Annotated in this window: 18 protein-coding genes; 8 read left to right on the forward strand and 10 right to left on the reverse strand. The window is 62.3% G+C overall.

What is annotated here, in order from left to right; translation table 11 throughout:
* Positions 1-6: 6 nt before the first annotated feature.
* Positions 7-1,044, reverse strand: a complete 1,038-nt coding sequence (locus AC1RLZ_RS03560; RefSeq protein ID WP_493187482.1) for an alpha/beta fold hydrolase — start codon at positions 1,042-1,044, stop codon at positions 7-9.
* A 324-nt stretch (positions 1,045-1,368) separates the two neighbouring features.
* On the opposite strand from AC1RLZ_RS03560, the gene AC1RLZ_RS03565 reads away from it, so the two are divergent.
* Positions 1,369-2,193, forward strand: coding sequence for an alpha/beta fold hydrolase (locus AC1RLZ_RS03565; RefSeq protein WP_493187483.1), 825 nt, complete (start codon positions 1,369-1,371; stop codon positions 2,191-2,193).
* A 56-nt stretch (positions 2,194-2,249) separates the two neighbouring features.
* Here the strand turns inward: AC1RLZ_RS03565 and purN are convergent, their stop codons facing one another.
* Positions 2,250-2,903 carry a phosphoribosylglycinamide formyltransferase gene (gene purN / locus AC1RLZ_RS03570; RefSeq protein ID WP_493187532.1) on the reverse strand — a complete coding sequence of 218 codons (654 nt, stop codon included), beginning with the start codon at positions 2,901-2,903 and terminating at the stop codon, positions 2,250-2,252.
* A 4-nt stretch (positions 2,904-2,907) separates the two neighbouring features.
* The gene (gene purM, locus AC1RLZ_RS03575) at positions 2,908-3,981 is read right to left on the reverse strand and encodes a phosphoribosylformylglycinamidine cyclo-ligase (protein ID WP_493187484.1); all 1,074 of its coding nucleotides are present in this window, start codon (positions 3,979-3,981) and stop codon (positions 2,908-2,910) included.
* Between the two features lie 168 nt (positions 3,982-4,149).
* Here purM and AC1RLZ_RS03580 point away from each other — a divergent pair, with 168 nt between their 5' ends.
* The 4 genes from AC1RLZ_RS03580 (at position 4,150) to ppx (ending at position 9,301) form a co-directional block, all read left to right on the forward strand.
* The gene (locus AC1RLZ_RS03580; protein ID WP_493187485.1) at positions 4,150-4,704 is read left to right on the forward strand and encodes a CDP-alcohol phosphatidyltransferase family protein; all 555 of its coding nucleotides are present in this window, start codon (positions 4,150-4,152) and stop codon (positions 4,702-4,704) included.
* 46 nt (positions 4,705-4,750) lie between these two features.
* Positions 4,751-5,428 (forward strand): P-loop NTPase family protein, encoded by a 678-nt coding sequence (locus AC1RLZ_RS03585; protein ID WP_493187486.1) that lies wholly within the window; start codon positions 4,751-4,753, stop codon positions 5,426-5,428.
* A 153-nt stretch (positions 5,429-5,581) separates the two neighbouring features.
* On the forward strand, positions 5,582-7,783 hold the full coding sequence (locus tag AC1RLZ_RS03590; protein ID WP_493187487.1) for an RNA degradosome polyphosphate kinase: 2,202 nt from the start codon (positions 5,582-5,584) through the stop codon (positions 7,781-7,783).
* A 12-nt stretch (positions 7,784-7,795) separates the two neighbouring features.
* Positions 7,796-9,301 carry an exopolyphosphatase gene (gene ppx / locus AC1RLZ_RS03595; protein ID WP_493187488.1) on the forward strand — a complete coding sequence of 502 codons (1,506 nt, stop codon included), beginning with the start codon at positions 7,796-7,798 and terminating at the stop codon, positions 9,299-9,301.
* Between the two features lie 135 nt (positions 9,302-9,436).
* On the opposite strand, the gene AC1RLZ_RS03600 is transcribed toward ppx, so the two are convergent.
* The 4 genes from AC1RLZ_RS03600 to AC1RLZ_RS03615 form a co-directional block, all read right to left on the reverse strand.
* Entirely contained in the window at positions 9,437-10,339 is a 903-nt protein-coding gene (locus tag AC1RLZ_RS03600) for a fumarylacetoacetate hydrolase family protein (RefSeq protein ID WP_493187489.1), read from the reverse strand.
* A 164-nt stretch (positions 10,340-10,503) separates the two neighbouring features.
* The gene (gene rnd, locus AC1RLZ_RS03605) at positions 10,504-11,652 is read right to left on the reverse strand and encodes a ribonuclease D (protein ID WP_371420991.1); all 1,149 of its coding nucleotides are present in this window, start codon (positions 11,650-11,652) and stop codon (positions 10,504-10,506) included.
* 101 nt (positions 11,653-11,753) lie between these two features.
* The gene (locus AC1RLZ_RS03610) at positions 11,754-13,229 is read right to left on the reverse strand and encodes a protein adenylyltransferase SelO (RefSeq protein WP_493187533.1); all 1,476 of its coding nucleotides are present in this window, start codon (positions 13,227-13,229) and stop codon (positions 11,754-11,756) included.
* Positions 13,230-13,279: 50 nt separating this feature from the next.
* The gene (locus tag AC1RLZ_RS03615) at positions 13,280-14,959 is read right to left on the reverse strand and encodes a methyl-accepting chemotaxis protein (RefSeq protein ID WP_493187490.1); all 1,680 of its coding nucleotides are present in this window, start codon (positions 14,957-14,959) and stop codon (positions 13,280-13,282) included.
* Positions 14,960-15,466: 507 nt separating this feature from the next.
* Between AC1RLZ_RS03615 and aspS the strand changes: the two genes are divergently transcribed.
* The gene (gene aspS, locus AC1RLZ_RS03620; RefSeq protein ID WP_493187491.1) at positions 15,467-17,239 is read left to right on the forward strand and encodes an aspartate--tRNA ligase; all 1,773 of its coding nucleotides are present in this window, start codon (positions 15,467-15,469) and stop codon (positions 17,237-17,239) included.
* A gap of 18 nt (positions 17,240-17,257) precedes the next feature.
* On the opposite strand, the gene AC1RLZ_RS03625 is transcribed toward aspS, so the two are convergent.
* A complete protein-coding gene (locus AC1RLZ_RS03625) occupies positions 17,258-17,473 on the reverse strand; it encodes an aq_1923 C-terminal domain (RefSeq protein WP_493187492.1) in 216 nt (71 codons plus the stop codon).
* A gap of 297 nt (positions 17,474-17,770) precedes the next feature.
* On the opposite strand from AC1RLZ_RS03625, the gene AC1RLZ_RS03630 reads away from it, so the two are divergent.
* Together AC1RLZ_RS03630 and AC1RLZ_RS03635 are read left to right on the forward strand one after the other, a co-directional pair.
* Complete coding sequence (locus tag AC1RLZ_RS03630) at positions 17,771-20,077, forward strand: NADP-dependent malic enzyme (RefSeq protein ID WP_493187493.1); 2,307 nt, start codon at positions 17,771-17,773, stop codon at positions 20,075-20,077.
* A 196-nt stretch (positions 20,078-20,273) separates the two neighbouring features.
* A complete protein-coding gene (locus AC1RLZ_RS03635) occupies positions 20,274-20,729 on the forward strand; it encodes a DoxX family protein (protein ID WP_371420985.1) in 456 nt (151 codons plus the stop codon).
* Positions 20,730-20,736: 7 nt separating this feature from the next.
* On the opposite strand, the gene AC1RLZ_RS03640 is transcribed toward AC1RLZ_RS03635, so the two are convergent.
* Together AC1RLZ_RS03640 and AC1RLZ_RS03645 are read right to left on the reverse strand one after the other, a co-directional pair.
* Complete coding sequence (locus AC1RLZ_RS03640) at positions 20,737-21,294, reverse strand: dihydrofolate reductase family protein (protein WP_493187494.1); 558 nt, start codon at positions 21,292-21,294, stop codon at positions 20,737-20,739.
* 22 nt (positions 21,295-21,316) lie between these two features.
* A complete protein-coding gene (locus tag AC1RLZ_RS03645) occupies positions 21,317-22,252 on the reverse strand; it encodes a polysaccharide deacetylase family protein (RefSeq protein WP_493187495.1) in 936 nt (311 codons plus the stop codon).
* Positions 22,253-22,264 lie beyond the last annotated feature (12 nt).

The raw sequence follows: 22,264 nt of genomic DNA on the forward strand, positions 1-22,264 counted from the left end.
TTCGGTTCAATCGTGAGCGGCCAGCAGCGTTGCGACCTGCGCTTTAATGAAGGCAGCGTCGGCGGGAATCTTGGCCGGATTGCCGGCGCGGTGTCCGTGCAGCGAAGGGATCGGACACAGTTCCGCCGTGCGTGCGTTGGTCAGCAGAGGGAGCTCGTCCTCGTTGTCACCGACCTGAAAATAATTGTCGGTTTGTCCGGGCATCAACAGAACGCGCGCGGTGATCGCAGCCATGGCCTTGCGGAAGTCGCTGCCGAAGGCGTCGCAGCGGCTGATGTCGCCATTCTGCCAGGTCCAGAGTTGGGCCAGCAGGTTGTTGGCGTCGCGATGCGCGAAAGCGACGTCCCACGATCGAGTCAGATAATCTTCCAGCGAGGTGAAGCCGGCCTCGCGCCAGATTTCGTCGCGGTAGAAGCCGTGTGACATCGCCCAGCCGGCATAGACACGCCCCATGGCGCGAAGGCCGACGGACGGTTTCGAAACAAAGCGGCCATCGACAAAGGCCGGATCGGTCGTCAAAGCCGCCCGCACGCTTTCGAGAAACACGGCGTTGAAAGGCGAGCACCGGGCGCTGCCGCAGACGACTGCAGCGCGCGCCACCATGTCCGGGTAGCGGGCGGCCCAGTGATAGGCCTGCATGCCACCCATCGACCATCCGTAGACCAGTGCCAGACGGGTGATGCCGAACTGCTCGGTCAGCAGGCGGTGCTGGATCGAGACAGCGTCATGATAGCTGATGTTCGGATAGGGTGCGCCAGCCAGAACGTCCATGAAATTAGACGGCGATGACGACAGCCCGTTCCCGAACAAATTGGGGATGACGATGAAGTAGCGCTCCGGATCGAGCACGCCACCCGGCGCGATCAGCCATTCGGTGTCGTAATGTTGTGCGGCGAACGAGGTCGGATAGAGGATGACGTTGTCCTTGGCAGCATTGAGTGAGCCGTAGGTCTTGTAGGCGAGTTGCAGGCGAGGGGGCCGGTGGCCGGATTGCAGCAGGACCTCGCGGGCCTCGAAGATCTGGTAGTCGCTCGACGCGTTCATACTGGGCTCCGGAAGATCATTCGACACCTGCGGATCGCGCGACAAGTAACCCGCTCGATAAAATTTAATAACTGTACCGATGGTACATTAAATAAGGGGCAGTGCAATGCCGAAACTTCGGCATTGCCGCCCGGATAACGTGCAGTCGCCCGCCACTCATCTATGCTGGAGCGACATCACGGTTTTGTATTCGAAACGTACAAGAGATCCGCGTCGCGTTAGTCTATGCGTCGGCGCAGTGGCGGACGGACGGATCGGTTATCCGCATTTCCCCGCTGTGCATTCGACGTCATTTGCCCGCAACCCGCTCAAGGAGTCTGCATCATGGGAACCATCACCACCAAGGACGGCACCGAGATTTTCTACAAGGATTGGGGTACCGGGCAGCCGATCGTGTTCCATCACGGCTGGCCGCTGAGCGCGGACGACTGGGATGCCCAGATGATGTTCTTCCTCAACAATGGCTATCGCGTCATCGCCCATGATCGCCGTGGCCACGGCCGTTCGAGCCAGACAGCCACGGGCAACGAAATGGACACCTATGCGGCTGACGTCGCTGAACTTACCGACGCGCTCGACCTGAAAGACGCTGTCCATATCGGCCACTCCACCGGGGGCGGCGAAGTCGCGCGTTACGTCGCGCGTGCCAAGAAGGGGCGCGTCGCCAAGGCCGTGCTGGTCAGCGCTGTGCCGCCGCTCATGCTCAAGACCGAGAAAAATCCCGGCGGCCTGCCGCTCGAAGTGTTCGATGGCTTCCGCGCCGCGCTTGTTGCCAATCGCGCGCAGTTCTACGTCGATGTCCCGGCCGGGCCATTCTACGGCTTCAACCGCCCGGGAGCGAAAGTCTATCAGGGCGTCATCGACAACTGGTGGCGGCAGGGCATGATGGGCGGCGCCAAGGCGCATTACGATTGCATCAAGGCGTTTTCGGAAACCGACTTCACCGAAGACCTGAAGGCGATCGACGTCCCGGTGCTGGTGTTGCACGGTGATGACGACCAGATCGTGCCTTACGCAGATGCAGGCGTGTTGTCAGCCAAGCTGGTGAAGAACGGAACGCTGAAGCTCTATCCGGGATTCCCGCACGGGATGTTGACCACCCATGCAGATGTGATCAATTCGGATCTGCTCGCCTTCATCAAGAGCTGATCGATTGCGTCATGGCGGGCGAGGCGCAGGCTTCGTCCGCCATGCTCCGTTAGTGGCTAGATCACCGATGGCGCAATGAGATTGTCATCGCTGCAGACACCGGCGCTGCTCCGGGTCGCTTCACCCACGATCTGAACGCCTGACGTCGCCAGCAATCGCAGTGCCTGCGGGTAGATCTTGTGCTCGATGTCGAGCACGCGGGCCGCGAGCGTGTCCGGTGTATCGTCGTCGGAGACCGGCACGGCACCCTGCATCACGATCGGGCCGGCGTCGGTTTCCGGAATCACGAAATGCACCGTGGCGCCGGAAATCTTCACGCCTGCGCGCAGGGCCTGGCCATGCGGATCGAGGCCGGGGAAGGACGGCAGCAGTGACGGGTGGATGTTCAGCATCCGGCCGTACCAGTGCCGAACGAATTCCGCCGTGAACAGGCGCATGAAGCCGCCAAGGCAAATCAGCTCGATCTGGTGGTCGTCGAGGGCGGCCTGCAGCAGCTTCTCGAAACCGGCGCGGTCCTTGCCGAATGGCTTGCTCTCGATCACCAGCGTCTTGACGCCGTTGGCTTGCGCGGTGGCGAGGCCCGGCGCGTCGGCCTTGTTGGAAATTACGAGGGCGATTTCGGCGGGGAAGCTTTCGGCTGCGGCCGCCTCGATCAGCGCGGTCATGTTCGACCCGCGTCCGGAAATCAGGATGGCGACGCGACGCATCACGGCCTCACAGTTCGAGTTCGAGATGCCCATCATAGACGACGCGCTCGTCGCCTGTGGCCTCTATGACGTCGCCGAGCAACGACACGGTTTCGCCGCCCTGGCGCAGGACGTCCATCACCTCCTGCACGGCCTCGCGTTTGACGATGGCGATCATGCCGACGCCGCAGTTGAAGGTGCGCAGCAGTTCGAGTTCGGCGATGTCGCCTTCGGCAGCCAGCCACTTGAAGACCGGCAGAACGGTGAGGGCGGGCAGGTCGATGCGAACGCCGAGGTTCTTCGGCAGCACGCGCGGGATGTTGTCGGTGAAGCCGCCGCCGGTGATATGGGCGAGGCCCTTCACGGCACCGGTCTCGCGGATCGCGCGCAAGCAGGATTTCACATAGAGCCGGGTCGGGGTCAGCAGCGCACCGCCCAACGTCATCACCGGCGAGAACGGGGCCTTGTCGGCATAGGACAGACCTGTGCGCTCGACGATCTTGCGGACCAGCGAGAAGCCGTTGGAGTGGACGCCGGAGGAGGCCATGCCGATCACGGCATCGCCGGGGGCAATGTCCTTGGTCGGCAGCAGTGTGCCGCGCTCGGCAGCGCCGACCGAGAAGCCGGCGAGGTCGTAGTCGCCGTCCTTGTAGAGACCGGGCATCTCGGCGGTCTCGCCGCCGATGAGGGCACAGCCAGACTCGCGGCAGCCTTCGGCAATGCCGGCAACGATCGAGGCGGCGGCTTCCGGGTCGAGCTTGCCGCAAGCAAAATAGTCGAGGAAGAACAGCGGCTCGGCGCCCTGGACGACGAGATCATTGACCGACATGGCGACGAGGTCGATGCCGATGCCGTTATGGACGCCGGCCTCGATGGCGATCTTCACCTTGGTGCCGACGCCGTCTGTGGCAGCGACGAGAACAGGGTCCTTGAAGCCGGCGGCCTTGAGGTCGAACAGCCCGCCGAAGCCACCGATCTCGGCGTCAGCGCCGGCACGGGCGGTTGCGCGAACCATCGGCTTGATGAGGTCCACCAGACGGTTGCCGGCATCGATATCGACGCCCGCGTCCGCGTAAGTGAGGCCTTTTTTCTGATCGGTCATGCCGGGTATCCTGGCGAAGCTGCGAAACTGTGTATTTTCGGCTGGTTACGTCGGAATCCCCGCCTGCGCAATGGCTCGTAAACGCTATCCCGATTACTATGTAGCCGGTAAGCCGGTCGGAGCTCCCAAGCTCGGATTGCGAAACAGGCCGGAGCCGGGAAGCGCCGCGTGAGTATCCCCAATTTAATCACCCTCGGGCGCATCCTGCTGGTGCCCGTAATCGTCTGGGCGATTGCGTCGAGCCAGATGGAGGTCGCCTTTGCAATCTTCGTGATTGCCGGGGTCAGCGATGCAATCGATGGTTTTCTTGCCAAACGCTTCAACATGGCCAGCGAACTCGGTGCGCTGCTTGATCCTTTGGCCGACAAGGCGCTGCTGGTCTCGATCTATGTGTCCCTGGGGATATGGGGGGCAGTTCCGCGCTGGATCGTGATTCTCGTGGTGTCGCGGGATATCATGATCGTCGGCGCCGTCATTGTGTCGTGGTTGTTTGGCAAGCCGATCCCGATGAAGCCGCTGATGGTATCGAAGCTCAATACGGTGGCGCAGGTGGCCTTCGCAGCCCTGGTCCTTGCCGCCCTCGGATTTGGTTTCAAATCCTCGCCTTACGATTTGATTTTAATGGGTTTTGTGACCGTCTTGACGTTGCTCTCTGTGTCCTTTTATCTCGTCGAGTGGATGCGGCACATGAGCACCATCGAACCCGGCCAAGAGCCCCAGTAACCAGTATTTCGTGACATTCGCCGGCGCCGCCGGCAGGAGTATTTGCGTGGTCGCCCGCGTCCAACCCCGTCAATTGGCGTTCGCGCTGCCCCATGCGGAGAGTCTGTCCCGCGACAATTTCCTTGAGGGCCCGGCCAATGCCGAGGCGCTGGGGTTGGTCGACTGCTGGCCCGATTGGCCGAACCGGGTGATGCTGCTGGTGGGCCCCGAGGGCTCCGGCAAGAGCCATCTGGCGGCGATCTGGGCCGAGGAGGCCGGGGCGCGCTCCACCATGGCGCACAGTCTGACCGCCGCGACGGTTCCGGCCGAGCTGGTGACCAACGCGCTGGTGGTGGAGGATCTCAACGCCGGCACTTTCGATGAGCGGGCGATGTTCCATCTGCTGAATCTGGCACGTCAGGACAACGCCTATGTGCTGATCACGGCTCGGGTCGCCCCCGCCGCGATGGAGGTCGAATTGCGCGATCTGCGGTCGCGGCTTCGGGCAATCCCGGTGGTCAATCTGATGCCGCCGGATGACGGGCTGTTTCGGGCGCTAATCGTGAAATTCTGCGCCGACCGCCAGCTCAGCATCGATGAGGGGGTGGTCAGCTATGTCGCCAGCCGCATCGAGCGCACATTCGCCGCCGTCCGCAATACCGTGGAGTTGCTGGATAGCGAGGCGCTTCGGCTCGGCCGCCCGGTAACGCGCGCATTGGCCGCGGAACTGCTTCGCGACGCCTGACTTAGCCTTTGAACTCACGAAGCGCGTCAAACCATGCTTGACGGCGAAGCGGGCTGGTTCCTCAATGTCATTGAAGTGTCACGCGATTGACGCAATGTCCGCTGTGATTTGCCGGCACTATAGCGCTGCTTGAACTGGATGGATTGCTGTCTCATGGACTCTGCAGAAGAGATTGTTATTGAAGAGAAAAAGGGCGAAGCGAAACCGGCAGACGTGGTCGCATCAGGTCCCGAGCGCTTCATCAATCGCGAGCTGTCCTGGCTGCACTTCAATCGTCGCGTCCTTGAGGAGTCCGTTAATCCGGGCCATCCGGCGCTGGAGCGCGTCCGCTTCCTGTCCATTTCCGCAAACAACCTTGATGAATTCTTCATGGTCCGTGTCGCCGGCATCAAGGCGCAGGTCCGCGAGGGAATCAGTGAGCGCAGCCCGGACGGCCTGACCCCGGCCGAGCAACTGGTGCTGATCAACAGCGCGGTCTCCAAGCTCGGTAGCGACCAGCAGGCGATCTGGCGCGACCAGCGCGGCATGCTGGCCGATGTCGGCATCGTGCTGCTCGACGGCAAGGAGGTCAGCAAGGCCGACCGGACCTGGATCGAGGATCATTTCCTCCACAATATTTTCCCGCTGCTGACGCCGTTGGCGATCGACCCGGCGCATCCGTTCCCGTTCATCCCCAGCCTCGGCTTCACCATCGCGCTGCATCTGTCGCGGGTGTCCGACGGCAAGACGATGAACGCGCTGATCCGCATGCCCGGCAAGATCGATCGGTTCATCCGCCTGCCGACCCCCGGCAAGGATGGCGCGGTTCGCCTGATCACGCTGGAGCAGGCGACAGGCCTGTTCATCGCGCGGCTGTTTCCGGGTTACACCGTGCAGGGGCAGGGTGCCTTCCGCATCATCCGTGACAGCGAACTTGAAGTCGAAGAAGAGGCCGAGGATCTGGTCCGGCTGTTCGAGACGGCGCTCAAGCGTCGGCGCAGGGGATCGGTGATCCGGCTCGAAATCGAAGCCAGCATGCCGGCCGAACTGCGTGCCTTCGTGCAGCGCGCGCTGGCGACGTCTGACGACGAAATCCTGCTGGTCGATGGCATCCTCGCCATGAACGAGGTCTCGCAGCTCACGCGCCTCGATCGGCCCGATCTGGAATTCGTGCCCTATGTGCCGCGCCACCCGGAACGTGTCCGCGACCATGGCGGTGATATCTTCGCGGCGATCCGCCAGAAGGATCTCATCGTCCATCATCCCTATGAGTCCTTCGACGTCGTCGTGCAGTTCCTGCAGCAGGCCGCGCGCGATCCGGACGTCGTTGCGATCAAGCAGACGCTGTATCGGACCTCCAACAACTCGCCGATCGTGCGCACGCTGGTCGAAGCCGCCGAAGCCGGCAAGTCGGTGACGGCGCTGGTCGAGCTGCGTGCGCGGTTCGACGAAGAGGCCAATATCCGCTGGGCGCGCGATCTCGAACGCGCCGGTGTCCAGGTAGTCTACGGTTTCCTCGAATTGAAGACCCACGCGAAACTGTCGCTTGTGGTGCGCCGCGAGGGCGGCTCGCTCACGACCTATGTCCACACCGGCACCGGCAACTATCATCCGGTCACCGCGCGTATCTACACCGATCTGTCATATTTTACGTCCGACCCGATCATCGGCCGCGATGCCGCGCGCGTGTTCAACTACATCACCGGCTATGCCGAGCCGAGCGACATCGAGAAGATGGCCGTGTCGCCGCTGACCTTGCGTGGACGCATGCTCGAACACATCCGCGGTGAGGCCGCGTTTGCCCGAAACGGCAAGCCCGGTGCGATCTGGCTCAAGATGAATTCGCTGGTCGATCCGGAAATCATCGACGCGCTCTATGAGGCGTCGAATGCCGGCGTATCGGTCGAACTGGTCGTGCGGGGTATTTGCTGTTTGCGGCCCGGTGTGCCCGGTCTGTCCGAGAACATTCGCGTCAAGTCCATCATCGGCCGCTTCCTCGAACACGGTCGAATCTACTGCTTCGGCATGGGCCATGGCCTGCCGAGCCCGAAGGCGGCGGTATATATCTCGTCGGCCGACATGATGCCGCGCAATCTGGATCGCCGCGTCGAGGTTCTGTGTCCACTACAGAACCCCACGGTGCATACCCAGGTGCTTGAGCAGATCATGGTGGCCAATCTGAAGGACACGGAACAGAGCTGGCAATTGTTGCCGGATGGATCGTCAACGCGTATGAAGGCAGCGAAGGGCGAGGAACCCTTCAATGTGCACAATTACTTCATGACGAATCCGAGTCTGTCTGGCCGTGGAAAGTCGCTTGAGAAATCATCCCCGCGCCGGCTCACCCGCCGTTCGGAGCGTCACCAATCCTCGTAAGGAACCAGCAGCGTGGTAGCGCGTGTCAATCAACGCGCGACCAGCGTCGCCGTCATCGATATTGGCTCCAACTCGGTGCGTCTCGTTGTCTACGAGACGCTGACGCGAAGCCTTGTCACGCTTTTCAATGAAAAGGCGCTGTGCGGTCTCGGTCGCGAAGTGCAGAGCACCGGGCTGCTGGCCAAGGATGCCGTCGACAAGGCGCTGACGGCCCTTCGGCGCTTCCATGCGCTGTGCAGGGTCATGAAGGTTGGTCGCGTCTATGCGATCGCAACCGCTGCGGCGCGCGATGCGAGCAATGGACCTGCTTTCATTGCAGCAGCGGAAAAAATCTGTGGCTGCGAGATCCAGATCATATCGGGGCCGCGCGAAGCGAAGCTCTCGGCGCTGGGCGTGATTTCGGGTGTGCACAAACCCGACGGCCTTGTCGGCGATCTCGGGGGCGGTTCGCTCGAATTGATCGATGTCAAAGGCAATGCGGTTCGGCAGGGCGTGACGCTGCCGCTCGGTAGTCTCGCATTGCAGGACGCCTCACAGAAATCACCGAAGAAGGCCGAACGCATCGTCAGGCTGGCGCTGGCTGACGTCGCGCAACTCAAGGCGGGTGTGGGCCGCAATTTCTATGCGGTCGGCGGTACCTGGCGTGCATTGGCGCGGCTGCACATCATCCAGAGCGGCTACCCGCTTCGTGTGATGCATGGCTATTCGATCCCGGCCAACGAGGCGCTCGATTTCGTGCGCCGCTTGCGCCGGCTCGCAACAGCCAACATTCTCGCCAATATCGAAGCCATCGCAGAACAGCGCCAGCCGCTGCTGGTCTACGCCGCGCTCGTACTTGAATATGTCATTCGCACTGCCAAGCCGAAAACCATCGTGTTCTCGACCTATGGCGTCCGTGAAGGCTTGCTGTACGAAATGCTGCCGCAAGCGCAGCGTATGCAAGACGGTCTGGTCGGCGCCGCGCAGACCATGAACGAGTTGTTGTCGCGTTCGGCGCGCCACGCGCAGGAGCTGAGCGACTGGAGTGATCGGTTCGTCCGTGTTGCCAAGCTCAAGGAGACCGACGAGGATCGTCGGCTACGCCGGGTGGCATGTCTGTTGTCTGATATCGGCTGGCGCGTCCATCCGGATCATCGCGGCGAGCAGACGCTCAGTCTGATCACTAACGGCAATTTCGGTTCGGTCGATCATCACGGCCGCGCATTTCTCGCGCTCTGTGTGTACTACCGCTACGCAGGATTCAGCACCGAGAACGAGCCCCCGGAGCTGGTCCGCTCGCTTGTCTCGCCGGCACAGGTTGAACGTGCGCGCTTGCTCGGTGCGCTGTTCAGGGTCGCGCATCTCATTTCGGCGGCGCGGCCGGGCGTGCTGCCCGCCACGCATTTCGCCACCAAGGATCGCAAGATGATGCTCGTCTTCGAGCATCGCATGGTCGATCTCGTCGCCGACCGTGTCGGCAGCCGCTTCAAGCAGCTGGCGCGACTGGTCGGGAAGTCCGGTTCGATCGTCAGGCGATAGCCACCGCCGCTCGTTCTGAATGATGCTACTGATTGCAGCGCGGCGCTCCCATCGCCGGTGCGCGTCTGACGAGTTTGAGCGCCCGTGCTGCTTCGCCGAACAATTTGCGGAGCCACCTACGTGCAGGGCGCCGAGTTACTGACTAACGCGATTTTCCAGCGTGCCGATCGCCTCAATCTGACATTTCACCACATCACCGGCCTTGAGCGGCTGCGGTGGCGTCATGGCGTAGCCGACGCCAGAGGGCGTACCGGTCGCAATGACGTCGCCAGGTTCCAGGGTCATGCCGAGGGAGAGATCGTGGATGATCCGCGCGATCGGGAAGATCATGTGTTTGGTGTTGGAGTTCTGACGCAGTTCGCCATTCACCGTCAGCGAGATGTCGAGGGCCTGCGGGTCCGGGATATCGTCGCGGTGCACGACCCACGGTCCCATCGGGCAACTGCCGTCGAGGCCTTTACCCTTGAACCATTGGTCGTGACGGCGCTGCAGGTCGCGGCCGGTCACGTCATTGATGATGGTGTAACCAAAGATATGGTCGAGTGCATCGTCCATGGAGATATTGACGCCGCGACGGCCGATCACCACGGCCAGCTCGACCTCATAGTCGAGCACCTCGGTGATCCCGGCATGCAGCGGAATATTGGCGCCGGGGCCGATCACCGCAGTCGGCGGCTTCGTGAAGATCTGCGGATATTCCGGCAGCTTCACCTCGGTGCCGCGCGCACGGTAACCCTCTTTGACGTGCTCGATATAGTTTCTGCCGACGCAGAAGACATTCTTGCGCGGTGAGGGGATCGGCGCCAGCAGTGTCGCATCTGCCGCGCTGATGACTGCATTCGGCAACTCGCCGCTGTCAGCTGAGGCGACCAGTCGCTCTGCAGTCTTCAGTCCAACGTCACCCGCCTCGATCAAGGCAATCAGATCCTTGAAAGTGGCATCGCCCGCTGCTGCTTTCGCCAGATCGAGGATGCGGCCGTCTTTCAGGACGGCGCCCAGATGTGCTGCGTTACCAACAGAGATCGTGACGAATTTCATGACGCTTCCCCAGAACAATGGCCGTTGACCGGCTGTAGCGCATTTCTGCACTACTTCGGCGGTCGTTGGAAAGGGGAGAGTCCACATGGTGAGGAGCGCGGCTTCGCGCGTCTCGAACCATGAGATGTTTGGCGCATCCTCCGGATGAGGGATGGATGAGAATATTAGGGGCGATCCACCCGGATCACCCGGCCTTTTTCCATCGCCAAGGCAAGGCGGCCATGCTTGAGCGCCAGTGCAGCCTCGCCGAACAGCTCACGCCGCCAGCCGTGCAGGGCGCCCACATCGGCGTTGTCATCGGTAGCGATCTGCTCGAGATCATCGACGGTCGCAATGACCTTGCTGGCGACGGCGTGACGCTCAGAGGTCATCCGCAGCAACACCTTCAGCAGTTCGACGGTGGCTGCGCCGTTGGAATTGCCGCGCGGCTTCTCGATCTTTGGCAATGTAGCGGGGTCGCGGGCGACGCCACGCTGGACGGCGGCGACAATGTCGCTGCCCCATTTGGAGCGATCAAAGCCCTTCGGCAGCGAACGCAGATTGGCCAACTTCTCCAGTGAGGTCGGCGCGTGGGTTGCGATATCGCCGACGGCATCGTCCTTCAGCACGCGCGAGCGCGGTACATCGCGGCTCTGCGCTTCCTGTTCGCGCCAAGCCGCGACTTCCATCAGCACCGCGAGCTCTTTCGGCTTGCGGACACGGGTCTTCAACCGCTCCCAGGCGCGCTCGGGATGGAAATCATAGGTCTTTGGCGAGGTGAGAATTTCCATTTCCTCGCTGACCCAGTCGCTGCGGTCGCGCTTCTTCAGATCGGCATCGAGCTTGGCGAAGACGTCGCGCAGATGGGTAACGTCGGAGACGGCGTAATGCAGCTGTTCCTCGGTCAGCGGGCGGCGCGACCAGTCGGTGAAACGGTGGGTCTTGTCGGGGCGGTGGCCGGTGACGCGTTCGACGAGCTGGTCATAGGCGATGCTGTCGCCATAACCGAGCACCATGGCCGCGACCTGGGTGTCGAAGATCGGATGCGGGACCACGCCGGCGCGGTGCACGATGATTTCGATGTCCTGCCGGGCAGCGTGGAAGACCTTCAGCACGGCCTCGTTGGCCATCAGGTCGAAGAACGACGTGAGGTCGATGCCCTCGGCGAGCGTATCGACCACCACAGCGTCTTCCGCGCTGGCCATCTGAACCACGCAGAGCAGCGGGTAATAAGTGGTCTCGCGGAGGAATTCCGTATCGACCGTAATGACGGGGTGCTTGGCAAGTCGCTCGCAGGCGGCGGTCAGCTGGGCAGTGGTCGTGATCAGTTCCATGGATGGTCCATAACGCTTTTGCCAAGGCGTTCGGCCGAAAAACCTGTTGAGTCAAGGTGTTTCGGGCAGATTGAAGGTCTGCTCGGATAGAATAAGGGTGTTTAGGTGCCGCAGAAGGTCTTCAGCACGCGCTGACCCGGCTCCGGCGGCTCGGCGTAATCCGCCATCTCCGGTTGATCTTCATAGGGTTTCGCCAGCACGGCCAGAAATTCTTCGAACGGCGTGTAGTTGTCGGCCAGCGCCGCCTGGATCACCGCCTCGACGCGATGATTACGGGGGATGAAGGCCGGATTGACTGTCTGCATCGCCTGATAGCGGGTACCGGCGTCTTGCGGCTCCTGGCTGAGTCGCTGCCGCCAGTTCGCCGCCCAGGCGTCGAACGCTGTCGGATCGATGAACAGGCCGCGCACGGCTTCGTCGTTGTCTGCGTCAACCGCGGCGCTGCCGAGGCGGCGAAAGGTCAGCGTGAAATCGGCCTGATTGGCACTCATGGCGGTTAGCAGATCCTGCGCCAATGCAGCATCGTCCGGCCGACTGGTGAACAGCCCGAGCTTCCGGCGCAGACCGGCCTGATAGGCCGTGTCGAAAATATCGGGGAATTTGCCCAATGCGGCCTGCGCAATCTCGATGGCGGTCTTCTCGTCGCTGTCGATCAGCGGCAGCAGCGTCTCGGCGAAACGATTCAGATTCCACAGCGCGATGCGCGGCTGGTTCGCATAAGCGTAACGGCCCATCTCGTCGATCGAGCTGTATACGGTTGCCGGATCGTAGGCGTCCATGAAGGCGCAGGGGCCGTAATCGATGGTCTCGCCGGATATCGAGCAGTTATCGGTGTTCATCACCCCGTGGATGAAGCCCACATGCAGCCAGCGCGCGACGAGTTCTGCCTGACGGCGGATCACCGCATCGAGCAGCGCGCGAATGGGGTACTCGGCTCTCGCCGCATCGGGATAGTGCCGCGCGATCACGTGGTCGGCGAGCTGCGTCACCCCGGCGATATCCTCGCGCGCGGCGAAGAATTGGAATGTCCCGACGCGGATATGGCTCGACGCCACACGCGTCAGCACAGCGCCGGGCAGCATGGTCTCACGCTGGACGCGTTCGCCGGTGACAACCGCGGCGAGGGAGCGTGTGGTGGGAATGCCCAGGGCCGCCATGGCTTCACTGACGATGTACTCCCGGACCACCGGCCCGAGTGCAGCGCGACCATCGCCGCGGCGCGAGAAAGGCGTCGGACCGGAGCCCTTGAGCTGGATATCGCGGCGTATGCCGTCGCGGTCGATGACTTCGCCAAGCAGGATCGCGCGGCCGTCGCCGAGTTGCGCCACGAAATGCCCGAACTGATGTCCGGCATAGGCCATCGCGAGAGGATCGGCACCATCGGGCACGCGCTTGCCGGCAAGCACGTCGACGCCCTCGGGGCTGGCCAGCCAGTCCGGATCGATGCGGAGTTGTTCAGCGAGGGCGCGATTCAGCTTGATCAGCCGCGGCGCCGCCACCGGCGTCGGCGCGACGCGGGCAAAGAAATTCGCGGGCAGGGCGGCATAGCTGTTGTCGAACGGAAAGTGGACTGTCATGGCCCCAAGATGGGGGGCCATGACGCGTTAGGCAACTGCTGAAAGCGGTCTCAGGCGGCGCGAACCGTGTCGAGGAACCGGTCGACTTCGCCCTTCAGGCGATTGCTCTCGAGCGATAGCGACTGCGCTGCAGCAAGCACCTGCGTGGAGGCCGAGCCGGTCTCGCTGGCGCCGCGATTGACCTCGGTGACCTCGTTGGCGACCTGGGTGCTAAGCTGCGCCGACTGCTGGACATTGCGCGCGATTTCCTGCGTTGCGGCACCCTGTTCCTCGACGGCCGCTGCGATCGCCGACGAGACTTCGGAAATCAGCGTGATGGTCGAGCCGATCTCCTTGATGGTCTCGACCGTCTCCGCACTGGCCGCCTGCATGCCGGCGATCTGCATGCTGATTTCATCGGTGGCCTTGGCGGTCTGCGAGGCCAGTGCCTTCACCTCGGCGGCGACGACCGCAAAGCCGCGACCGGCTTCGCCGGCACGTGCCGCTTCGATGGTGGCATTCAGCGCCAGCAGGTTGGTCTGTTCGGCGACGGCGGTGATGAGCTTCACGACGTCATCGATCCGTGCGGTGGCCTGCGAGAGCTTGGCGATGCTCTCATTGGTCTTCTCGGCCTGCAATACGGCGGTGGAGGCGATGCGGTTGGACTCGTGGACCTGGCGGCCGATTTCATTGACCGAGGACGTGATCTCTTCCGTCGCCGCAGCCACCGACTGCACATTGTCCGACACGACCTGCGATGCTGACGCCGCCGAGCCCGACAGGGTCATGGTGATATCCGACGTGCGGGTCAGCGTGGTGGCGGAGGCTTCGAGTTCGGTGGAGGCGGACGAAAGCGAACCAACGAGCTCGCTGATCATCGACTCGAAGTTGCTGGTTGCCTTCGTGATGGTTTCCGCACGCGCGGCCTTGACGGCGGCTTCGGCACCGGCGGCCTGATCCGCAGCACGCTTGGCGATAAGGGCGTCCTTGAATATCTGCAGCGCGCTGGCGATGCGGCCGATCTCGGTGCTCTCGCCCTGATGCGGAATGACGGCCTCGAGCTGGCCACCGGTCAGTTGGCCCATCGGCTTCAGGATCGAAGCGATGCCGCCGGAGATGTCGCGCACCAGATACATGGCAGCGCCGAGGCCGAGCACGGCCGAGGCGCCGAGAATGATCACCATCATCCAGATCGCGTTGGCATAGGTCGCGTTCGCATTGCTGCCGGAAGCTTCGGCGCCCTTGTCGTTCAACTCGACGAGCTTGGCCAGCGTGCCATCCATGGCGCGGCCGGTCGGGACCACCTTCCTGGCGTTGATCTCCTTGGCTGCCGTCACGTCGCCCTTGTTGGCGAGGGCCTGGACGTCATTGCCTGCGGCAATGAAGGCCTTCCATTCGGCGTCGAGCTTGTCGGCCAATTCGCGTTCGGCCGGCGACGATACGAGCGGGGCGTAGGCCTTCGCGGCCTTGTCGAAGTCCGACTTGCGGGCGATGAGGTTCTTGTCGACATCCGGACGGTCGGCATCGGCGACGATCAGGTGGTCGCGCAGCACGGCGCGATAGCGCGCCGACTGAACGCGCATTTCGCCAATCCAGCGGACGCTGGGGAGCCACTGTGTCTGGATGTCCTGGGTCGCTGCGTTGATGGCTCGCATCTGCATGAAGGCGAGGGCGCCGATGCCCGCGATCACCGCGAAGAGAAAAGCGACGATGACAAACAGCTTGGTACTGATCGAGTATCTTGCGAGCACGAATGTATTCCTCGGCGGTTCTAAGGCTGCGACGCTGGTCAGCCGAAACGACGGCTGCCTTGGGTTGCGGCATGGCATAAGCAGCAAGTTCCAGTTGAAGAGCCTGCCTTCAAAACGGGCAGGGTTCACGACATGACAGTGAATGGCGGTCGTCAACGTTCAGTAAATATTGACGTAAATACCACCCTAAGTAATTGAGATTGGTGCGAAAATACCGACGCGGTATGCCGTGTTACCTGTTGTGCACGGTCTGGGGTGGCTGATTATTTCTTGTACAATCATGTAGTTCCCGCGCTGCGGGAGGTCTTCTTGTCGCCCGATTGCGTTTGGAAATAAGGATCTCAAATTTCTCGGCTGGCCCCCTCCGGTGACGCAGTCGCGGTCCGCAAATTCGGGCGGTCCGATCACCGAGCTTTGGTTGCCGCGTCGGGTGCGGTCGGGTAAACCCTGCGCTTCGCGCTTGATCGCGAACCCGATTCCGCCCTCTGACGTATTTCCAGGATACCCATGCATCGCTACCGGTCTCACACCTGCGGCGCGCTCCGCGACAGCCATATCGACCAGACCGTTCGCCTGTCGGGGTGGTGCCATCGTATCCGCGACCATGGCGGCGTGCTGTTCATCGATCTGCGCGACCATTACGGCCTGACGCAATGCGTCGCCGACCCGGACTCGCCGGCGTTCAAGGTGGTCGAGACGCTGCGTTCGGAATGGGTGGTCAAGATCGACGGTCTGGTGCGACGCCGTCCCGGCGGCACCGAAAACGCCGACCTGCCGACCGGCGACGTCGAAATTTACATCAACGCCATCGAGGTGCTGGGCGCGGCTGCAGAATTGCCGCTGCCGGTATTCGGCGATCAGGAATATCCGGAAGACATCCGCCTGAAGTATCGCTTCCTCGACCTGCGTCGCGAGAAGCTGCACCAGAACATCATGACCCGCGGCGCCATCGTCGACTCGATGCGCAAGCGGATGAAGGAGCAGGGCTTCTTCGAATTCCAGACGCCGATCCTGACGGCGTCGTCGCCGGAAGGCGCGCGCGACTTTCTGGTGCCCAGCCGCATTCATCCCGGCAAGTTCTACGCGCTGCCGCAGGCGCCACAGCAGTACAAACAGCTGTTGATGATGTCGGGCTTCGACCGCTACTTCCAGATCGCGCCATGCTTCCGCGACGAGGATCCGCGCGCGGATCGTCTGCCCGGCGAATTCTACCAGCTCGATCTCGAAATGAGCTTTGTCGAGCAGGAAGACGTGTTCGCGGCCGTGCAGCCGGTCATTACCGGCGTGTTCGAGGAATTCGCCAAGGGTAAGCCGGTCAACAAGGATTGGCCGAAGATCCCTTATGCGGAGTCGCTGCGTAAGTACGGCACCGACAAGCCGGACCTGCGTAACCCGCTGGAGATGCAGAACGTCGCCGAGCACTTCCGTGGCTCCGGCTTCAAGGTGTTCGCGCGCATGCTCGAGGACGACAAGAACCAGGTCTGGGCGATCCCCGGCCCCGGCGGCGGCAGCCGTGCATTCTGCGACCGCATGAACTCCTGGGCGCAGGGCGAAGGCCAGCCGGGCCTCGGCTACATCATGTGGCGTGAAGGCGGCGAAGGCGCTGGTCCCTTGGCCAACAATATCGGACCGGAGCGCACCGAAGCGATCCGTCAGCAGCTCGGCATGAAGGCCGGCGATGCCGCGTTCTTCGTCGCGGGCGATCCCGAGAAGTTCTACAAGTTTGCAGGTCTCGCGCGCACCAAGGTGGGCGAAGAGCTCAACCTGATCGACAAGGAGCGCTTCGCGCTGGCCTGGATCGTCGATTTCCCGATGTACGAGTACAACGAGGACGACAAGAAGGTCGACTTCTCGCACAACCCGTTCTCGATGCCGCAGGGGGGCATGGATGCGCTGGTCGGGCAGGATCCGCTGACGATTAAGGCGTTCCAGTACGACATCACCTGCAACGGCTATGAGATCGCCTCGGGCGGCATCCGCAACCACAAGCCGGAAGCCATGGTGAAGGCGTTCGAGATCGCCGGCTATGGCGAGGAGACTGTGGTCGAACGCTTCGGCGGCATGTATCGCGCCTTCCAGTATGGTGCGCCGCCGCATGGCGGCATGGCAGCGGGCGTCGATCGCATCGTGATGTTGCTGTGTGGCACCAACAACCTGCGCGAGATCTCGCTGTTCCCGATGAACCAGCGCGCCGAAGATCTGTTGATGGGCGCGCCTTCGGAGGCGACACCTAAGCAGCTGCGTGAGGCACATATCAGGCTGAACCTGCCGGAGAAGTAATTTCCGGCAGGCGCGCGCTTACTTGGTGCTCTGCACGTCGATCTGGAACAGCGACAGCACCACGGCGGGGTCGCTCTTCAGCAATTGAACCAGCTGCATCACTGGCAGCTTGGCGCGGGACGTGATCTTCACGGTCAGCGTGCCGTGCGGCGTCTCAACGAAGTTTGCCGCTGCATCGGCGATCTTGATCGCCGATCCAGAAATATCGGAGATCGCGACGGGGAGCGTTGCCACACAGGCTGAAGGCGAAATCGCAGGCGCCGCGGCGCCGGCGGAGGCCATCTGGCTGTGACGGCATCAAATTACCCCCTTTTCGCGCGACCGGGCAAGGCAGCTCATCCCCTTGAGACGGCACCTCGCACCGATCGGTTCGAGGCGGAAGCCGCTAATTTGCAGCTGGAGAGAGCGTCTGACATGCCATGGAAGCGGTTGCGTCCAAGGCCCCCCGCACGATAGACATCCCACTGAATCTGTCGAACAACTCATCCGTCCAGCCCTTCACATGTTCGGTTTCGACGCGCGGGAGTACGCATGTCATCATCCTCAGAAGATCTCTCGCGCGCGGCGCTTGCCTATCACCGTCTTCCCAAGCCGGGTAAGCTCGAAATCCAGGCCACCAAGCCGCTCGCCAACCAGCGTGATCTGGCTCTGGCCTATTCGCCGGGCGTAGCTGCGCCGTGTCTCGCGATTGCTGCTGACCCCAATGAAGCGGCGTCACTGACCTCGCGCGCCAATCTTGTGGCCGTCGTCTCCAACGGTACGGCGGTGCTTGGTCTCGGCAATATCGGCCCGCTGGCCTCGAAGCCGGTGATGGAAGGCAAGGCGGTTCTGTTCAAGAAGTTCGCCGGCATCGACGTGTTCGACATCGAGATCGCCGCCGACACCATCGAGCGCGTGGTTGAGGTCGTCTCGGCACTGGAGCCGACCTTCGGCGGCATCAACCTTGAAGACATCAAGGGGCCGGAATGTTTCGAGATCGAGGCGCAGCTCAAGGAGCGCATGAAGATCCCGGTGTTTCACGACGACCAGCATGGCACCGCCATCATCGTCGGCGCCGCCATCAAGAACGCGCTGCTGCTGAACGGCAAGAACATCAAGGACGTCAAGATCGTCTGCTCCGGCGCTGGCGCTGCGGCGATCGCCTGCCTCAATCTTCTGGTGTCGCTCGGCGCGCAGAAGAAGAATATCTGGGTCTGCGATATCGACGGTGTCGTCCATGAAGGCCGCAACACACTGATGGATCGCTGGAAGGCGGTCTATGCGCAGAAGACCGATGCGCGCGTGCTGGGCGACGTGATCGCCGGCGCCGACATCTTCCTCGGCGTTTCCGCGCCGGGCGTGCTGAAGCCCGAGATGGTCAAGCAGATGGCCGACAAGCCGCTGGTGCTGGCGCTCGCCAATCCGACGCCCGAAATCATGCCGGACGAGGCTCGGAAGGTTCGCCCTGACGCGATGATCTGCACCGGCCGGTCGGACTTCCCGAACCAGGTCAACAACGTTCTGTGTTTCCCGTTCATCTTCCGCGGCGCACTCGATTGCGGTGCTACGGCGATCAATGAGGCGATGAAGATCGCCGCCGTCGATGCCATCGCGCAGCTTGCGCAAGACCCGCCATCGGACGCCGTGACGGCCGGCTTCGACAACGAGACTCAGGGCTTCGGTCCGGGCTCGCTGATCCCGAGCCCGTTCGATCCGCGCCTGATCCTGCGCATCGCGCCGGCAGTGGCGAAGGCTGCAATGGAGTCCGGCGTCGCGTCGCGGCCAATTGCAAACTTCGATGACTACACCGCAGGTCTTGAACGCTTTGCGTTCCGTTCGGGACTGGTGATGAAGCCAGTCTTTGCGAAGGCGAAGACCCAGCCGGTGCGCGTGATCTATGCCGAAGGTGAAGACGAGCGCGTGCTGCGTGCGACGCAGGTCGTGCTGGAAGAGAAGCTGGCGCGTCCGATCCTGGTCGGTCGCCCGTCGGTGGTGGAAGCGCGCATCAAGCGTTTCGGTCTGGCGATCCAGGCCGGCAAGGATTTCGACCTCATCAATCCCGAGGACGATCCGCGTTATCGCTCTTACGTGCAGTCCTACATCGACGTGGCCGGCCGCAATGGCGTGACGCCGGATGCGGCGCGCACGGTCGTGCGGACCAATGCGACGGTGATTGCGGCGCTCGCCGTGGTGCGCGGCGAAGCCGATGCCATGATCTGCGGCGTCGAAGGCCGTTACATGAGCCATTTGCGTCATGTCCGCGAGATCATCGGCTTCCTGCCGGGGGTCACCGACTTTGCAGCACTCGCACTGATGATTACCAGCAAAGGTGCGCATTTCATCGCCGATACGCAGGTGCGGCCGAATCCGAGTGCGGAAGAACTTGCTGAGGTCGCGGCGCTGGCGGCGATTCACGTCCAGCGTTTCGCTATGAAACCGAAAGTTGCCTTCGTGTCGCATTCGGATTTCGGCAGCTACGATACCGATTCATCGAAGAAGATGCGCCGCGCCGCAGCGTTACTGCGCGAGAAGCATCCGGAAATCGAGTCCGATGGCGAAATGCAGGGCGATACCGCGCTGTCGGAAGCGGCCCGCAAGATCGTGCTCCCGCATTCGAAGCTCGAAGGCTCGGCGAATGTCCTCATCATGCCGACGCTCGATGCCGCCAATGTGGCCTATCAGATGATCAAGACGCTGGCCGATGCGCTCCCGGTCGGCCCGATCCTGATCGGCCCGGCGCGTCCGGCGCATATCCTGACGCCGGGGGTGACGGCGCGTGGTATCCTCAACATGACGGCGGTGGCCGCCGTCGAGGCGCAGGAGCGGGCTGGGCGTCCGCAGGCGAGTCTGTTCGGCTAGTACGTTCAGCAGCCTTGCGCTGACTGGACGATTCCTGGCCATTGCGTTTTTGGATAGTTCGCCGATCTGAACGGGCTCGCGATAAATGGATGGCTTGAACGAGGTCATCCATTTGTTCGTTTGAAAAATGCGATGGAATGATCATACTCGTCATCTATTTCGATGAGTATCCATTGCAGTCCAGCGAGGCCGACCAATGCCAGCGTTTATTACTTTTGGGCGCATTCTCTTTGCCGTGATCTTCATTGCGTCTGGCGCATCCAAGTTTCTCGACCTCAGCGCAACGGCAGATGCGATCGCGAACAAGGTTATTCCGACGATCCCTGCGGTCGTGACGCCCTATGCGACGCAGCTCGAAGGGCTGGCGGGCATGGAATTGAAGCAGATCCTCGCGATCGCCGTTGCAACACTGGAGCTGATCGGCGGTATCTTCGTCGCGCTGAACTTCGGCGCGCGCTTCTTCGCGCTGGTGCTGGTGCTGTTCGTGATGGCCGCAACGTTCTACTTCCATGACTTCTGGAACCTGACTGGTCCTGAGGCCAAGAACCAGATGATCCACGCGCTGAAGAACCTGTCGCTGATCGGCGGCCTCTTCATGATCGCCGGTATCGGCCGCAGCGCGCGACTGCCGGGCGGTTACACGGAGGTGTAGTCCTCGTTCAGGACACTCGCCGCCACGCGGTGACGCTGACGTCATGCGCGGCGTCGAGGATCTGAACCTCACTCGCTTGCAAGCCGTGACTGGAGAGAATGTCCTGCGGCGATTGTTCGGGGACGCCGGGGAAGCATCCCTCGCCGCCGGGCAGGCGGATATGCGGCGCCTGCGACAGCCAGAACACGTCCATGCGATCAAGGAACATCTCGAATACGCTGGGGCCGCCGATGACGGCGACGGTGCCGGCATGAATATCAGCATATGCGCAAGCGTCTTCGAAGGATGCGCCGGCCGGATTCCACAGCGTGGCTTTGTTGTTTGCGGGATCGGGCTCTACTGCAACGATGCTGCGGCTGACGACGATGCGCTTCCGCTTCGGTGAGTTCGGCTGATCCTCGAACGAATGCCTGCCGTGCACGATAAGGTCGGCACGGTCGAGACCAGCGGTGAAGAAGGCGAGATCGCCGGGAAATTTGAGGGTATCGGGCATCAAGCCACTGGCGTCGGCGAGCATGCCGTCCGCCGAGACGATGACGTAGCCGTTGAATCGAAATGCGGGCATCAGGGGCGTCGACGAGTCCTCATCATTCCGAGATCGTCTGGACGACGCTGTTCACAGGACGGCTACTGACCGTCGGCAGCTTGGCATCCTTGACGATCGCTTCATCGTAGGACGCGATGGTCTGTACGGGCGCCTTGGCGCGCATATGGACGACCTTGTAACCACCGGCCTTGAGCTTGCGCAGCAGGGTCGGCAGCGCTTCGGCGGTGTGCTTCTGGAAGTCGTGCATCAGGATGATACCCTTGCCGAGCTTGTCGAGCTTGGTCATCACATTGGTCACGACCTGTTCGGACTTACGCGTCTTGAAGTCGAACGAGTCGATGTCGCAGGAGAAGATCGCGATATTTCGGGTGCCGAGATAGGTGACGATTTCGGGCGGGTGCTGCAGCGCCGGCGCCCGGAAGAACGGCGCGGGGGCTGAGCCCAGTGCCCACTTCACAGCGCTGAAGCCCTTTTCGATCTCATCGATGCGCTGCTGTTGGGTCAGCTTCTTGCTGGTCAGCGCGATATGGGCCCAGGTGTGTCCGCCGATGGTGTGGCCGGCGGCCGCGACCTGTTTCAGCACTTCCGGATAATAGGTGGCGTGCTTGCCGATCGGGAAGAACACCGCCTTGACGCATTCGTCGGCGAGCGTCTTCAGCACGGTCGGCGTCGTGGTTTGCCATGGACCGTCATCGAAGGTCAGCACCACTTCCTTGTCGCGCAGGAAGTCGAGCTGCTTGAAATGTTCGAAGCCGAAGCCCGGACCACCCGTCGTGTCGATCTCGACGATACGGCTGACGCCGAGCGCATCGGGATTGGCGCAGGTCGATTTGGCGGGGGCAGGTGCAGCCGCGGGTGGCGGCGCGGGCGTTGCCGCAGCCGGGGCTGCAACACCGGCCTTGGGCGCCTGCGCCTGTGCGCCTGCTGCCCACAATGAAACCGCGCTCGCAAAAATCAGACTTGCCGCACTGCGCATCTTGTTCCCCTT

It is taken from the genome of Tardiphaga sp. GW822-FHT04G09, assembly GCF_058800725.1.